Raw genomic sequence first — 14749 nt, 5'->3', positions numbered from 1 at the left:
GTTCGTATGGCAGTAATAGTTAGATCAGAAAAAGGCAGGGAATGCGATGAGAAACATTAGGAGAAGTTGATTTGCAAGATAAAAAAATGCCACTTCCAAAATTGGAAAGTGGCATTTAACACTACAACTGGTTTTTAAACTGTTGCTTAGAAGCGGTAGTCAATACCTACACGTACTTCCCAAAGCGATGCATCACCCTGACGGCTTTCAGGAGATGAAGTACCTAGAGAGGCTGTGTTGAAATTAACTTCTTCCAAAATACCCCAATCATCGTTGATGAAGTTGGTGAAGTTATCCATTACGAAGTAAACCTGAGCAGAGTGATCTTCACGGAACGCAGGAATGTTTTGTCTAACTGCGATATCCACTTTAACCCACCAAGGGCTAGTTTCATCATTACGCTCTGCGCCAATCGGTAATACGTTATTACCTTCAAGGTATGGCGTATAGCCATATACAGAGTTACCACTGATGGTGTAACTAAACGGACGACCAGACTGCGCTACTGCATAAGCAGAGAAGATAGTGCTGTAACCGTCGATAAGTTCAGTGGTGTAGCGAAGGTCAGCAGTAAAGCGGTGCTCGATATTCCAATCAGACACTGAAGATACTTCTTCGTTAATGTCGGTAAATGCTCTGTACTGGAAGTTAGAGAACGCTACTGAACTCGTCATTGGTTGTACATCTTCAGCGTGGCTGTAGTTATAACCACCGGTGAAAGTAATACCGTTGTCCCAAGACTTGTTCATGGTCGCTGTTAGTGAGTAAGACACTGAATCTTCATCAGAGTTAGTCAGTTCAAGTGAACCGTAACCTACTGAGTCATAATCAGGGTAACCTTCGTCAGTTGTGCCTACACGCTCAAGACCCACATATTTAATCATGGCTTGTTTCTGCGTCACACTTAAAAGGAAATCTAAGTTGAATACGTAATCTTCATCATTGATGTGAGTCATACCCGCAGAGATTTTCCATTCGCGAGGCATTACGAAGCCTGGATCTAGGTTGTTACTTTCAAAGTTACTACCTGCACCAGAAGACATTTCTTCGTCTAAATCAGAAGGTACTGAGTAACCAGGGCCAGCTGTTACGCCGTCTTCTGTATTAACCCATGTGATGCTGCCGTCAAATAAGTCAGCGTATTCACCATCAACTTCACCACCAATAACGTTAGTATTTTGATAGTTGTTTGTCATCCATACGTTCGGGTTACCGCCTGAGAACAAGCCAACACCACCACGTAATTCAGTTGAGTCACTTACTGTGTAGTTAAGGCCAACACGTGGTTGTAGTAAGCTAAGACCGTCTAGGTTAGCTGTGTTGTCATAACCGTTTCCAGCTACGAAATCAGCGTTTCCAACAGGCTCGTCTGACGTTGTGATCCAGTCATAACGTAAACCCGCAACCACTTTCAAATCATCAGTAAGATAGAACTCATCTTGTGCGTAAGTAGAGTGTGACGTGTAACCCCACTCAGCAGCACGATCTAATAGCTCGCCAGAATAAGCATAACCGTATTCGATTTCTGCATTAGTTCCGTTAGTGAAATCTTCTAAGCTTTCAAAAGTAATAGAGGTTTCAGAGTGCTGAACGAAAAGGTTGTAGATATCTAGTTTGTCGCTCTCGTAACCGAAAGTTAACGCATGGCCGTTGTCGAAGTAATAGTTACCACGGAACATTAGGCTTAACGCTTCGTAATCAAGCTCATTCGCTTGACGACTGTCATCAGAGCCTAAGAAAACGGTTAAGTCGTCATCAGAAGTATCTGTATCATTACCTAGCTCAATTTTGATTTCGCCGAAATCGTTGCCGCCTGGAGTGCCGTCACCGTACATAGAACGCTGAAGGTTATCTAGCTCGATAGATGAAACGCGAATTTCAGTCGAGAATTTGTCTGTCCAGTCTGAGTAAAGTACACCAACAAATGATTGTAGCTCTGCGCCACGCTCGTAGATGTGACTAGATAGTTCAAACTCATCTGCGTCGCCGTCAGATTCTGAGAAGTTGTTACCATCGTTATAGTTGTACGTGAACGCAAAACGGTGATTTTCGTTGATGTTCCAGTCTAACTTAACAAGAAGCTTTTCATCTTCATTAGGCATGCTAAGCGGCGTTGTACCGGCATCAAAGTTATATAGTGACTGAGATACAGACTGAATTTGTTCAAGCTGGGCTTGTGTAAGCGCTACTTCATTAATTGCGCCAGAACCGATAGCACCACGGTCAAACGTGTTTGCGCCTTCAAGTTTTTCGTAAGCTGCAAAAACAAACAACTTATCTTTAATTAGTGGAGCACCCACTGTGAAGCCGTAACGTTTTTCAGTGTAACTTCCAAGGTTGATATCATCACCTTCAAGAGAGTCACCACGTAGGCTATCGCTACCATAGTCATAGAACGCAGAACCGTGAACTTCGTTGGTACCTGTTTTACTTACCGCACTGATGTTACACGCAGAGAAACCGCCGTAGATTACATCAAAAGGAGCAATTTCTACTGACACACCTTCGATAGCGTCGAAAGAGAAAGGCATTCTTTCTGTAGGGTAACCGTTCGAGTTAAGACCGAAAAGGTCATTCATGCGAACGCCATCAACAGTTAAGCTGTTAAAACGTGGGCTTTTACCAACACACTGGATACCACCGCTACCGCCTTCATCTACGTAGATACGCGGGTCAATACGAACGATATCAGTGATATCACGGTTAATCGCTGGCGCTTGTTGAAGTGTCGCCAAATCAAAATTTGCTGAAGGGCCAGTTTGACCGAACGCCAAGCTACCTACTTGAGAGGCCGTTACTACGATATTCTCGTAATCGGCTGCAGACTCAAGAGTTCTTTGGATAGTTGCCGCTTCACCAAGCTCTAGGTAAATATCGCTGATCGTTTGATCTGCAAATTCATCTGAGTCGATTTCAACAGTGTAAGGACCACCTACACGTAAACCGCGAAGGTTAAATGTACCAGCACTATTTACTGTGACTGATTTAACCGCACCAGTTGGTACGTGAGTTACTTTAACTACGGTTCCAACAGCAGGGTTGCCGTTTGGCCCCACAATTTGGCCGTTCATATCTGAAGACGTTACTTGAGCCATTGCAGTCGTGGTTAGACCCACTGTTAGTGCAACTGCTGCAGCAACGCGGCTGAGCTTAGCTGATGAGTACATGTGTGTTTCCCTTTTTGTTTAAAATTCTTTTTTTTAGCGCAGAGGGAATTTATTCCCCTCTACGACCTCTGATATTGACTAAAAGACTTCTTTGAGTGGATGAAATTGTTATAGACCTTCGTGTCATATTTATTACAGTTTTGTATATTTCGTCAATTCTGCGTCAATTCCGTGACGTGATTTCATCTCATTTTTTGCACCACACACCTGACCATTTGGTCAAGTTATTTTACTTATCAAAACCAAGGTCGTCTGACTTGTTCTTGTGGTTTCTATTGATGACATATCATGGACTAATAAACAGCGTTTAATAAAATTCAGTCTGATTTGTAAAAAAACTTTATTTTTCATACTCATAATCAATTAAAATAAATTTACCTATTGCAATAAATAACCTTAGCTGATGAAATCAGCACATAAATCACTAACTCATTTGGTTATTTTTTTGCCAAAAGTCAGAATTATTGCTACCGGAAGGTGGCTCATACTCCTTATTGCCGCACTTGTTTGCGGTAGCGCTGGCTATTTTTCAAAGAAAATAGAATTTATTCCCGTGCCTCCTCAAACTGGTCGAACTTTAACCTGCCAAACAGAGTTACAAAACAATTTAGATATCTTTTCAGTGTATGTCACAGATGGTTCTATCGCGAATATGGCATTAGAACGTTTATGCGACAACAAAATCATCAAAAGGCAATTTGGCCAAGTCAGGGTCATCGTCGGGCAAAGCGACTATGATACCTTTCGGTATATAAACCACGGAGTGGTCGATTTAGCGCTAATTAAACGTAATGTAGTAGATGCTTTCGGTGCAGATCAAATTTATGGTTTAACCCTAATAGCATCGCACCCCAATTACAGCGCTTTCTTTATATCTCAGCGTGAAAAACCGCTACTTGAAAAAGAGTATTTACTTGGCAAACGAATTGGCTTGCTTGATTACCCTTCCAGCCGCTCAGGGCACATAGTTCCAAAAACCATACTTCAAAACCTTGGGTTAACTGAGAATAACGTGAACATTGTGTACTTCAATTCCCACAAAGACTTGCGCAGAGCATTGCTTGCTGGGGAAGTCGATATTATTTCATCGTATTGGGCCGAAGAAGATGAGCAAATATTATCTAAGAACTATGCAACGCCTTTATTAAAAAGTGTTAGCGGCATGCAATGGTTTTTGAAGATGCAAATGCAAAACACTGATTTACTCTGCGCCATGCAGTCTGTAGTGAAAGACATAGCCGATTCTCACGCACGTCCCTATTATAAAACCCTAGTTCTCGTGAATGGATGTAGTGAAGATGAGTAGTATGATGTCAACTGTTCGCCCATTTACCCTAATCTGTGCACTGATACTCTTTGCGGTACTTCAAATCATCAGTACGTTTGGTCAGATTATTGGTATCCAGTCTGCTCGCCATAATGCGAAAGACAATGTAGAAAGAAGAATAATATTGGACAGTGCGTTTCTTGATGTTGGGAATGCAACACTAAACACACCCGTAAACACCTATGCGGTGGGGCGCTATATCGCGACTATTAACGAAGATTTAGCGGCTGATAATTATCCTATTAGAGTCGCATCAATTCAGGGGGTAAGCGCTGATGTAACTTACCCTGAATACAGCTTATCCCATACACTTGTATTTGAAAACGCTGAGCAACAAATTACACTAACCATGCAATCGCTTCCCATGTATCAAAACCTAACGTTTAGTTGGTGGGCGTTAGTAATATCAGTATTGCTCGCGCCAGCGTTTGCAATCCCTAGACAGCGAAAGGCAAAACATACTGTCAGTGAAGAGTTAGTTGCCCCACCTAAGCCTAAACTGGTTATCAATTTACGAGATAAGACGTTAGGGAATAGCGTGAATGACACCGTTGTTATATTGCAAAACAAGCCTCTTTGCTTTTATACAGCGCTTGTCAAATATTGCACAGAGAACCCAGATCACCCGCTTCCCCCACATAAAGATGTACCTATTGAGCTTATTACACTCGCCAATAAAGCTTTTTCGCGATTAATTGAGTTAGGGCATACAAAACGTAAAAGGCCAGACTTTAACGCTAATTTAGACAAGACGTTAAGTGAAATCAGGGCATCACTTGATGAGGTGTTTGCTTTGTATCCTGAGGAGAAAGAACGTTATTATCCTCCACGTGCCCAAGGTGAAGGCTCTCGTTCAAAACAACACTCTTATGCGCTTACAAATTTATCTCCTGACGATGTCGAAATCATAGGGAATTAGCTATTTTTTAATCAACTATGACCGTAATATGAAAATAAATTAAGAAATGAAAACGCGCTCAAATTAAGCGAATGTTATTGATTCGGCTAGCAAATAGCGATCCATTTGACCAATTGGTATGAATATAACATTGATTCATAGAGGTTAAACGCGTATCTTTGCTCCAATAAAATCAGCTTTCTAAGATTATGCAATCGCCTTTAATTATTGCCATTTCTGGAGCTTCAGGCTCTGGAAAGTCACTGTTTACCGAAAATTTGTTTAACGGCTTCTCTGCTCAAGGAAGGCCTGTGCAAGTGCTTCGCGAAGATCATTACTATCGCGCACAAGACCACTTGCCCATGGAAGCACGAGAGAAAAACAATTACGATCACCCCAACGCCTTTGAGCATGAATTGCTTAAAGCGCATTTGCAGGCACTTAGAGATGGTCAGCCTATTGATTATCCTCACTACTGCTTTAAAACGCATACTCGCCTGCCGGACACCGAACGTTTGAACCCAGCGCCAGTCATTATTCTTGAAGGAATTATGCTGCTTGCCCGTGCAGATCTTCTGCCACTTTATGACGTTAAAATCTTTGTCGATACCCCACTCGATATTTGTCTTATGCGCCGCATGATACGAGATATTAAAGAGCGTGGGCGCACTATCGAGTCAGTTGCCAAACAGTACGAAGAAACGGTAAAACCCATGTATCACCAATTTATCGAGCCAAGTCGGTTCACTGCTGATGTAGTAGTTACACAAGGTGGTAAAAACCAAATTGCTCTAGATGTGATCAAATCTCACATACAGCAAGCGCTTCTATAAAGGATTGATATTATGGTGAGTTTACTGGGCATTGCAGTCCTTTTAGGTATTGCATTCGCGCTTTCGTCGGCGAAACGCAGCATTAGTTTGCGTACTGTCGGTGGCGCCTTTGCTATGCAAGCTTTAATCGGCGCATTTGTTCTGTATTCTGAGCCTGGCAAAGAAGTTCTGTTAGCAGCAACAGGGTTTGTTGCTAACATCATTGCCTACAGTCAAGATGGAATTAACTTTCTCTTTGGTCCTATTGGCGATAAGTCCATTGCATTTATATTCGCCTTTAATGTGTTGCCCGTTATCGTTTTCTTTTCATCACTTATTGCGGTGCTATATCACTTAAAAGTGATGGGCTTAATTATTAAAGTGATTGGTGGCTTCCTTCAAAAGGTATTAAGAACCAGTCGTCCTGAATCTATGTCAGCGGCAGCAAACATATTTGTAGGGCAGACAGAAGCCCCATTGGTAGTTCGCCCTTTCATACCTCATATGACGCGTTCTGAGCTATTTGCCGTGATGGTAGGTGGCCTAGCCTCTATTGCTGGTTCAGTAATGGCGGGTTATGCGGGTATGGGCGTAGACTTAAAATACTTACTCGCTGCAAGCTTTATGGCGGCGCCTGGCGGTATGTTGATGGCAAAAATTATTCTGCCAGAAACGGAAGAACCTAAAGACGGCTTAAGCGAAATAGACGCTGAAGACACCGGCTACGCCAATGTCTTCGATGCAGCTGCTAGCGGTGCTGCATCTGGGATGACACTCGCATTAAACGTGGGCGCTATGCTACTTGCATTCATCGCCCTAATTGCTATGTTCAACGGCCTAGTGGGTTGGACAGGGGGTTTATTAGGGTATGAAAACGTCACCTTTGAAGGGATTATGGGTTACATTCTTCAACCCTTAGCATGGGCAATTGGCGTTCCATGGGAAGAAGCGCAGATAGCAGGAAGCTTTATAGGTCAGAAAATGGTCGTTAACGAATTTGTGGCTTACCTTAACTACCTTGAGCACCAACCTAACCTGTCTGAATCAACGCAAGCTATTGTCACTTTTGCACTTTGTGGTTTTGCAAACTTGTCCTCTATTGCTATTTTGATGGGTGGCATTGGTGCTATGGCACCTACACGCCGAAAAGAAATTGCTCAGTTAGGCCTAAAAGCAGTTGTTGCGGCAACGCTATCAAACTTGATGAGCGCAGCGCTTGCAGGCTTTTACTTAACACTTGGCTAAACTGTCAGATTGAAGTACTAGATTAAGTTTTAGGCTAAGTTTTTGCCCAAATGTAGACTAAATGGTCTACATTGATTACATTAGGCTTCTTAGATGACGTTGATTGATTTAAGTCAACTACCAAAGCTTTTTTGGCGGCCCGTCTACCTTTATAATGCCGCAATCAAAATAAACGGGATAAAGTTATGCAATTAGTTGCTGTTGATTACACGGCGGAAAACGCCCAAGAAGAATTCGTTAAGTCACTACGAGAGACGGGCTTTGGGGTATTGAAAAACCACCCAATTCAACAATCACTCGTGCAAGGCATTTACGATAGCTGGCAAGGATTTTTCGATAGTGAAGAAAAAAATGACTACCTTTACAACAAAGGCAAGCAAGATGGATTCTTCCCTCAAAGTGTTTCAGAGGTAGCCAAAGGCTTCACGAAAAAAGATATTAAAGAGTACTTCCATTATTACCCTTGGGGTCAATGCCCTGACGAACTTCGTCCTTTACTATCGCAGTACTATTCAGAAGCAAACACGCTTGCTTCTGAGCTTTTAGGTTGGATTGAGAAACATTCGCCAGAAGAAGTCAGCGACAAATATAGCCAACCCTTAGGCGACATGATCAAAGATTCAGATCAGACCCTATTACGTGTACTTCACTACCCACCTTTAAGTGGCGAAGAAGAAGTGGATGCTATTCGCGCGGCGGCTCACGAAGACATTAATCTTATTACTATCCTTCCTGCTTCTAACGAACCTGGGTTACAAGTAAAAGCGCAAGACGGCAGTTGGTTAGACGTACCTTGCGATTTTGGTAGCCTGATTGTGAATATCGGTGACATGCTTCAAGAAGCTTCAGGTCACTACTTCCCATCAACCACTCACCGTGTTGTGAATCCAGATGGCGCAGACATGACCAAGTCGCGTATTTCATTACCACTGTTCTTACACCCTCGTCCGGATGTAAAGCTTTCAGAACGTCATACTGCAGGTACATATCTGCAAGAGCGTTTGAAAGAACTAGGTGTTATCTAGAGAGTGCTATTCTCTTAAAATAAAGCCACGTTTTAACGTGGCTTTTTTGCTAGTACGATTTATTGACACTTATGCCACTTTAAATAGGTAATCACCTATGCGTCGAGTAGCTAGTAATTGCGAGCAATCGTAGAAAGCTTGCTCATGTAACGATTCTCATCTTGCGAATTGGGCGCAAATTGAATAGCACGTTTTATATATCGTTCAGCGTTATTGATGTCACCTAGCTCGTAATATGATTTGGCCAACCCGAAGAGCACCTCGTGTCTTGTATTGTCTAAGCGAAGCGCCCGCTGGAAGTGTTCCAATGCGTCTGCAAACTCCCCGTCATCCAATGCTTGCTCCCCTAGAATGAAATGATAAAAGGGGTTTTCTTTTCGTTGCGCTTCTACCCTCGCTTTAATCTCTGCTGATTTATCAAATAGCCCTTGGTGGTAATACAAAATGGACAAGTTGTCCCATGCTGTCAGGTTCTTTTCATCGATATTTAAGGCGAAACGATAACTTTGCTCGGCGGCTTCAAATGCATCTACCATACGGTACAACACACCTAGATTAACCCAACTTTGTTGTAACTCTGGTGATAACACCGCAGCAGCCCTAAAGTAACTATATGCCCGAGTATAACTGTTCGCGATAAGCGCATCAGCGCCTTTATTGTTATAGAACATAGACAGCACAAGGCGCTTCGTAACGGGTACACGTGGGAAGTGCGTTCTAATCATTTGCGGGTCAAAATCAACATCTGCGCGACTTGGTCCGATGTTAGTCACTAACGGGTTTTTAGGTACATTTATGGTTAAGTTAACGTGACCATTTAAGAAACTGAAGCCGTCACGTCGGGTCCAATATTCGGGTATATCTACTTCATAGAATGTGGCATCGTAGCCCGCGTACTGAGCCATAGCATAAGTCATGATAGACAAAGAAAGGCAGTTCGCCGAACGATTATAAAACGTCTCACTAGCAATCGAATTCGCATTGCTGCGGTACAATAACCCCATTTCAGAATGATCAAAAATTGATGAGATCAGGCCTTTTACGTTGGTTGTCTTTCCTCCTGACTCAAAGACCGCCTCGTCTACAAATAACTGAGCATCTTCTTCTAGTGCAAAGACTTCCTCTTCCGTTTCAATCGGAAAAGACGCATAGCTTGGAAATAAATGATCGTGTAATGCTGGATAAGGATTCTTGGCAACAACAGGCGCAGTGCTAGCACAACCTAGCATAGCTGAACTGAATAAAACGAGTAGTGCGATAATAAGTTGTCGAAGTAACATAAAGCAGCCCTCCCCTATTAACACCTTAGAGAAGTATAGCGCAGCCAGTGAAATTTAACATTATATTTACATCCACACCTAACCTGTCTCTTTCTATTACGTAAACTTAATCATCATATTTGGTAGAGGGCACGTAACCATTCTCGCGACATCAATTTATTTTCTACCACAATTAAAGGAAGGTATTTATGGTTAAGTTAATCCCGTTGGTAATGATGAGCTTGATAAGTCTATCAGCATTTGCTGGGCATCATATGGAATCGAAGAAGGCAGATATCGTTGATACTGCAGCTAGTAAAGAGATGTTTTCTACCTTAGTGGCGGCAGTTAAAGCTGCGGATTTAGTTGATACATTAAAAGGTGATGGGCCTTTCACGGTATTCGCCCCAACAAACAAAGCGTTCTCTAAGCTACCAAAAGGCACTGTAGAGATGTTACTTATGCCTGAAAACAAGGCATTACTAGCACAAGTGCTTACTTATCATGTGGTGTCAGGTAACGTGATGGCTGAAGATGTTATGTCGTTAACCAGTGCCACTACCGTAGAAGGCACTGATGTTACTGTGGTTACCGCCATGGGAAAAGTGATGATTAACGACGCTACCGTGATTAAAGCCGATGTAAATACATCAAACGGTGTCATTCATGTTATCGATACCGTTTTACTTCCAGCTGAAGTTAAAAAAGCATTATAGTTCATTTTAGATAAGTAGCGGGCTTCCGCTACTTACCCCCTTTCATGTAAAACAACACTTCAAAACTCATCAGCACTGATGTTTTTGTAATCCATAACCTTCTTGTTATTCGTATACCCATCAATCAGCTTACAAGGAAGAAGTTATGTTCACTGTATACACCTACGCTATCGCGGGCCTTGCGGTAATCATTTTTACGGTATTAGTTCAAAATATCGTTGCCGCAGTCGCGCATCGTAAACAATCATCTTATGTACCAGGAAAAGTCGCAGAAGACTTGAGTCACAATAGCTTTGTGTTTAGAAGCCATAGAACGTTTCACAACTCACTTGAGAACGTAAATCAATTTATTATTCCAGCAATACTGTGCATGTTCGTTGGCGTGGCCCCACTTTATATGGCTATATTAGTCTGGGTGTATGGCTTATGTAGAATCGTTCATATGGCACTATACTATGCGGTAGCGACAGAGAGTAACCCAAGTCCAAGAACCTATTTTTATATGATTGGGCTGGTAATCAACCTAATATTGTATGTGCTTCTCTTTATGGCGTTAATATAGATATAAAAAAATGTTAATAATTAAACTTATGTTTAATGCATTTTTTACACACACCGCGCTACTCTGGGTTTAACGTTTCCAAATAGTTGAAAACGGCTGCGTTGTAGGTAAAGGACTCACATGTTTATTGAGCAAGTAAATAAACGAACATTATCGGACTGCCACTTATTAATTGTAGATGATCAAGCAAGCTCTCGAGTGATTTTAGAAGGCCTTCTTGGTGATATGGTAAGTTGTACATCAGTTTCTTCAGGTGGAACAGCGCTAGCTTATTGTGACGAAAACACGCCCGACCTGATTCTGATGGATGTTAATATGCCAGGCATGAATGGCCATCAGGTTGCAAAGACCTTGCTTGAGAACCCGAGTAAGTCTGACATTCCGATTATTTTCGTCACTGCCACAACCTCAGACGAAGCCCAATCAAAATGCTGGGATTCTGGCTGTGTAGATTTTGTGACCAAACCCTTTAATGCGTGTACGTTACGAAATCGTGTTAAAGCGCACCTCAATCATAAGCTCAAAAAAGACCTGTTAGAAAACCTCATTTATATCGATAGGCTAACAGGAGCATACAATAGGCATTATTTAGAAGACTACCTTCCGCGCTTTATGAAAGATGGCAAGCGGAGCCATAATTCCCTTTCTCTTGTACTTTTCGACGTTGATTATTTCAAACGTTACAACGACAGATACGGGCATATGGAGGGTGATAGCTGCTTATGGAAGCTTAGCAAAGCGGTTAAAGATAGCTTATTGCGCCCTATGGACAAACTAGTTCGGGTGGGCGGCGAAGAGTTTCTAGTTATTCTACCTTGCACCGATGAGGAAGGCGCAAAGTTGGTCGCTGATCGTATTTTGGCCACCGTGTTCAACTTGGATATCGCCCATGCTGACTCAAACCATGCAAGGGTTACCATTAGCGCTGGTATTGCGACAAAAAAACCAGACGACAGCAAAACCATCGACTTCACTATGCTTCGGGCTGACAAAAACTTATACGCCGCAAAAGGGCAAGGTAGGAATTGTGTCGTAAGTAGTGTGGAAACGGCTCACAATGTAATGGAGTAGGAAGCTTAAGTAATATGTTAAAGCCTAGTCTAGGATAATTTATTAAGGTTTAACCACCCCAAGTGTTTTCCTTCCGAGGGCTTTAGTGTGCGACAAGTCCGCCAAACAACTTTGTTGTGTTAGCCCCAATGACGCAAGCTGTGCATAACATAGGAGTAACGCTGCCATGGCATCTTCTAATGCGTTGTGTTGAGGCACCTCCGGTAAACCGGCCCTAAGTAAACATGCTCCTAGAGAAGCGCTATTAGGGGGAATGACTTCATGCTTTTTTTTCAATTCATACAAAGCAAGTTGCAAGGTGTCGATGTAGTAAACCTCTTGTGCTGGCAAGTTTAAGCGCCTGAATACCGCATCTAGCACCGCCAAATCTAAATTCGCATTATGGATAACTAAAACCTTCGAGGGTAACTGTGCGATAAATTCAGTCAGTACATCCTCTATTTTTTCGCCCTTTGCAATATTATCCTGAATAAGTCCATGGATAACGGGGCTTTGCCCTAAAGACGCATTGGTTTTCACAATGCTATAAGCGCTAGTCTCTAAAGCAATGCTACTATTTCGCCCACATACCCAGCCAAAAGAGGTAATTTCTGACTCATTGGCGTTTAAAGAGGTCAGCTCTAAATCAATAGACATCAGGGTAGTGTCTTGTAAGGTCGCGCCTTTAAACCTATCGAATGACGCTTGTCCACGCCCAGATAACCAATCACTTAACCATTGCAGCATACTTACGCCATACCGCCAGAGAAATTCATGATAATCGCTTTCTGTGCTCTTTCAATGGCTTGAAACGATGCCTTTAGTTGATGCCGTTCTATGGAAGATAAAGACGACACTGACACACTATTATCGGCCACGTTATGCTGAAGTTGATGCCGCCATCGTAAGCGATTTAAAAATATCCAAATATCCCGCAAATTCGCGGCATCCTTGGTTGAAAGCTCTGAATTTTCGGGCAGCAGAGATAGTCTCGCAAGCGTACCAGGTACCGATATACCTCCTGCTAAGGCATAAATACGCACAATATTGTTTATCAATGCCACCGCGCGTACTTTTAAATCAATCGTATCTTTTAGTTTCCCTCCCTTTTCATAAGTAAACTTTTGAAACATAGAAAGGGGCACAGAAACTTCATTTGCATGACGAGACAATGCAGCGAGAAACAAACTTTGTTTAAGCAAAGGCATACGTTGGTGTTGTAGCGTTTTAAACAAACCCACATCACCCGCAGCGCAGCGTGCATCGAGGAAGATATTAAAGTGCATAATGGCATCTTTGGTAGGCGCATTTACCCATTGCCGCGCTTGCTCAACCGCTTCTTCTAGCGATAACCGAAGCTCAGGGTTGCTCGCCATAATATTACCACTGCATAGTTTAATACCACATTTTGCCAACCCCTTGCAGACATAGTCAGCCATGGCAGCAAAGTAATCAGCTTGAGCTTTCGTGGGCGATTCAGCTAAAAGCAGCGCGTTGTCTTGATCAGATCCCATTGTCTGGTCTTCTCTCGCTTGTGAGCCATATACTAGCCACGAAAACATCATACCGGCTTTACCGTGATCTTGCTGAAAGAACCCAATCAGTTTTCGCGTCATAATATCGGTTGCCTGAGAAAGCACTTTACCCGCAATATCATAATCGCCAGCGTGTTTAGCGTGTGCAGAAAAGTAATGCGGTAGCTGCCACGCTAAACGTGTTAATTCGTACAAACTGCTCGCTTTCGACAATTCACCAATAATAAAAAGTACGCTGCCTCGTTGGTGGCGGACAATATCGCTGGCCGTGACCATACCTACGGGTTCCTGACTGTCTTTATCTAATATAGGTAAATGATGAATGTTTTTTTCGGTCATTAACGCCATGGCGTCAAATAACGTTAGGTTACTGGCAACATTAGCCGGCGACGAGGTCATAACACTGCTAACAGGGTTCGTCAAATCAACGCCAGCAGCAACCACTCGGGAACGTAAATCCCTGTCGGTAACGATACCGACTAGCTGCCCTGCTTCAGTGATTAAAAGGGAAGATACCCGGTTATCCGTCATCAACTGAGCCGCTTGTTGAATAGGGGTATTTACGTCTGTGCCAATGGGGGTTTTCTCTGTTAAGTCATAAAGTGGTTTATACAACCACATAGATTTAGACTCAGTAATGGCTTGATTTTGCAGCGCATCATGTCTCAAACCATTAAAAAAGGTAGCGATGCTATCGTAACGAAGAAGCGCTTTAAATGGTGCTTCATGGAAGCTATACACCAGACCAGGGCTCTCTACCGTCACCGCCATCGGATAATCACTACCATCCAAAATACGCTGAAAACCAAAATAGTCTCCTTCGCTGACATAACGCGGATTTTCTTGCCCTGCACTTACTGAAAACTGACCACTTTGAATGAGATAAATTCGGCGAGATTGCCCAATCAGGGTATCTAGATTTTCTTTTGTTACATAGAGCAATTCTGCCGAGGTAAGTAAATCAGTTAACGATTCCACATCGAGCGTGTCAAAGGGCGCAGAAGCAGCAACAAAATCTGCGACTTGCTGGGCAATAGCTGTCATATGTAATGCTCCTGAAACGATAAAAACCAACTCGCCTTTTAGAGTCTCCTCTTAGAACGAGTTGGTTTGGAAAAGGCTCGACCACGTGCCGAGCATCAGTTTGCTGTTT

12 protein-coding genes are annotated in these 14749 nt (G+C 42.7%); 8 read left to right on the top strand and 4 right to left on the bottom strand.

Annotated features, from left to right (window positions below; translation table 11 throughout):
• Positions 1-146: 146 nt before the first annotated feature.
• Positions 147-3167: a TonB-dependent receptor gene (locus tag KYS23_RS14990; RefSeq protein WP_218419247.1), complete on the bottom strand. Its 3021-nt coding sequence runs from the start codon at positions 3165-3167 to the stop codon at positions 147-149.
• A gap of 445 nt (positions 3168-3612) precedes the next feature.
• On the opposite strand from KYS23_RS14990, the gene KYS23_RS14985 reads away from it, so the two are divergent.
• From KYS23_RS14985 to KYS23_RS14965, 5 genes are all read left to right on the top strand, one after another.
• Positions 3613-4473: a PhnD/SsuA/transferrin family substrate-binding protein gene (locus tag KYS23_RS14985; protein ID WP_246604425.1), complete on the top strand. Its 861-nt coding sequence runs from the start codon at positions 3613-3615 to the stop codon at positions 4471-4473.
• A 1-nt stretch (position 4474) separates the two neighbouring features.
• Positions 4475-5413 (top strand): hypothetical protein, encoded by a 939-nt coding sequence (locus tag KYS23_RS14980; protein ID WP_232370692.1) that lies wholly within the window; start codon positions 4475-4477, stop codon positions 5411-5413.
• A 188-nt stretch (positions 5414-5601) separates the two neighbouring features.
• The gene (udk, locus tag KYS23_RS14975) at positions 5602-6225 is read left to right on the top strand and encodes a uridine kinase (protein ID WP_061997908.1); all 624 of its coding nucleotides are present in this window, start codon (positions 5602-5604) and stop codon (positions 6223-6225) included.
• A 12-nt stretch (positions 6226-6237) separates the two neighbouring features.
• Positions 6238-7449 carry a NupC/NupG family nucleoside CNT transporter gene (locus KYS23_RS14970; RefSeq protein ID WP_159533348.1) on the top strand — a complete coding sequence of 404 codons (1212 nt, stop codon included), beginning with the start codon at positions 6238-6240 and terminating at the stop codon, positions 7447-7449.
• A 185-nt stretch (positions 7450-7634) separates the two neighbouring features.
• Complete coding sequence (locus KYS23_RS14965; RefSeq protein WP_061997909.1) at positions 7635-8474, top strand: isopenicillin N synthase family dioxygenase; 840 nt, start codon at positions 7635-7637, stop codon at positions 8472-8474.
• 110 nt (positions 8475-8584) lie between these two features.
• Here KYS23_RS14965 and KYS23_RS14960 read toward each other — a convergent pair whose 3' ends face one another.
• On the bottom strand, positions 8585-9754 hold the full coding sequence (locus KYS23_RS14960) for a tetratricopeptide repeat protein (protein WP_159533350.1): 1170 nt from the start codon (positions 9752-9754) through the stop codon (positions 8585-8587).
• A 188-nt stretch (positions 9755-9942) separates the two neighbouring features.
• Here KYS23_RS14960 and KYS23_RS14955 point away from each other — a divergent pair, with 188 nt between their 5' ends.
• The 3 genes from KYS23_RS14955 (at position 9943) to KYS23_RS14945 (ending at position 12082) form a co-directional block, all read left to right on the top strand.
• Entirely contained in the window at positions 9943-10449 is a 507-nt protein-coding gene (locus KYS23_RS14955; RefSeq protein WP_159533352.1) for a fasciclin domain-containing protein, read from the top strand.
• A gap of 145 nt (positions 10450-10594) precedes the next feature.
• Complete coding sequence (locus KYS23_RS14950) at positions 10595-11011, top strand: MAPEG family protein (RefSeq protein ID WP_159533354.1); 417 nt, start codon at positions 10595-10597, stop codon at positions 11009-11011.
• Positions 11012-11131: 120 nt separating this feature from the next.
• The gene (locus tag KYS23_RS14945; protein ID WP_218419246.1) at positions 11132-12082 is read left to right on the top strand and encodes a GGDEF domain-containing response regulator; all 951 of its coding nucleotides are present in this window, start codon (positions 11132-11134) and stop codon (positions 12080-12082) included.
• Between the two features lie 42 nt (positions 12083-12124).
• Here the strand turns inward: KYS23_RS14945 and KYS23_RS14940 are convergent, their stop codons facing one another.
• Entirely contained in the window at positions 12125-12808 is a 684-nt protein-coding gene (locus KYS23_RS14940) for a 3'-5' exonuclease (RefSeq protein WP_159533358.1), read from the bottom strand.
• A gap of 2 nt (positions 12809-12810) precedes the next feature.
• Positions 12811-14640 (bottom strand): DUF294 nucleotidyltransferase-like domain-containing protein, encoded by a 1830-nt coding sequence (locus KYS23_RS14935; RefSeq protein WP_218397694.1) that lies wholly within the window; start codon positions 14638-14640, stop codon positions 12811-12813.
• Positions 14641-14749 lie beyond the last annotated feature (109 nt).

Origin of the sequence: Alteromonas lipotrueae (assembly GCF_019249255.1) — a bacterium.
GTDB lineage: Bacteria > Pseudomonadota > Gammaproteobacteria > Enterobacterales > Alteromonadaceae > Alteromonas > Alteromonas lipotrueae.
This window is presented reverse-complemented; position numbering and strand designations above follow the sequence as displayed.

Excerpts from the sequence above, each read along its gene's own strand:
- KYS23_RS14990 (WP_218419247.1), bottom strand. The coding sequence starts at position 3,167 with ATGTACTCATCAGCTAAGCTCAGCCGCGTTGCTGCAGCAGTTGCACTA.
- KYS23_RS14980 (WP_232370692.1), top strand. The coding sequence starts at position 4,475 with ATGATGTCAACTGTTCGCCCATTTACCCTAATCTGTGCACTGATACTC.
- udk (WP_061997908.1), top strand. The coding sequence starts at position 5,602 with ATGCAATCGCCTTTAATTATTGCCATTTCTGGAGCTTCAGGCTCTGGA.
- KYS23_RS14970 (WP_159533348.1), top strand. The coding sequence starts at position 6,238 with ATGGTGAGTTTACTGGGCATTGCAGTCCTTTTAGGTATTGCATTCGCG.
- KYS23_RS14965 (WP_061997909.1), top strand. The coding sequence starts at position 7,635 with ATGCAATTAGTTGCTGTTGATTACACGGCGGAAAACGCCCAAGAAGAA.
- KYS23_RS14960 (WP_159533350.1), bottom strand. The coding sequence starts at position 9,754 with ATGTTACTTCGACAACTTATTATCGCACTACTCGTTTTATTCAGTTCA.
- KYS23_RS14955 (WP_159533352.1), top strand. The coding sequence starts at position 9,943 with ATGGTTAAGTTAATCCCGTTGGTAATGATGAGCTTGATAAGTCTATCA.
- KYS23_RS14950 (WP_159533354.1), top strand. The coding sequence starts at position 10,595 with ATGTTCACTGTATACACCTACGCTATCGCGGGCCTTGCGGTAATCATT.
- KYS23_RS14945 (WP_218419246.1), top strand. The coding sequence starts at position 11,132 with ATGTTTATTGAGCAAGTAAATAAACGAACATTATCGGACTGCCACTTA.
- KYS23_RS14940 (WP_159533358.1), bottom strand. The coding sequence starts at position 12,808 with ATGCTGCAATGGTTAAGTGATTGGTTATCTGGGCGTGGACAAGCGTCA.
- KYS23_RS14935 (WP_218397694.1), bottom strand. The coding sequence starts at position 14,640 with ATGACAGCTATTGCCCAGCAAGTCGCAGATTTTGTTGCTGCTTCTGCG.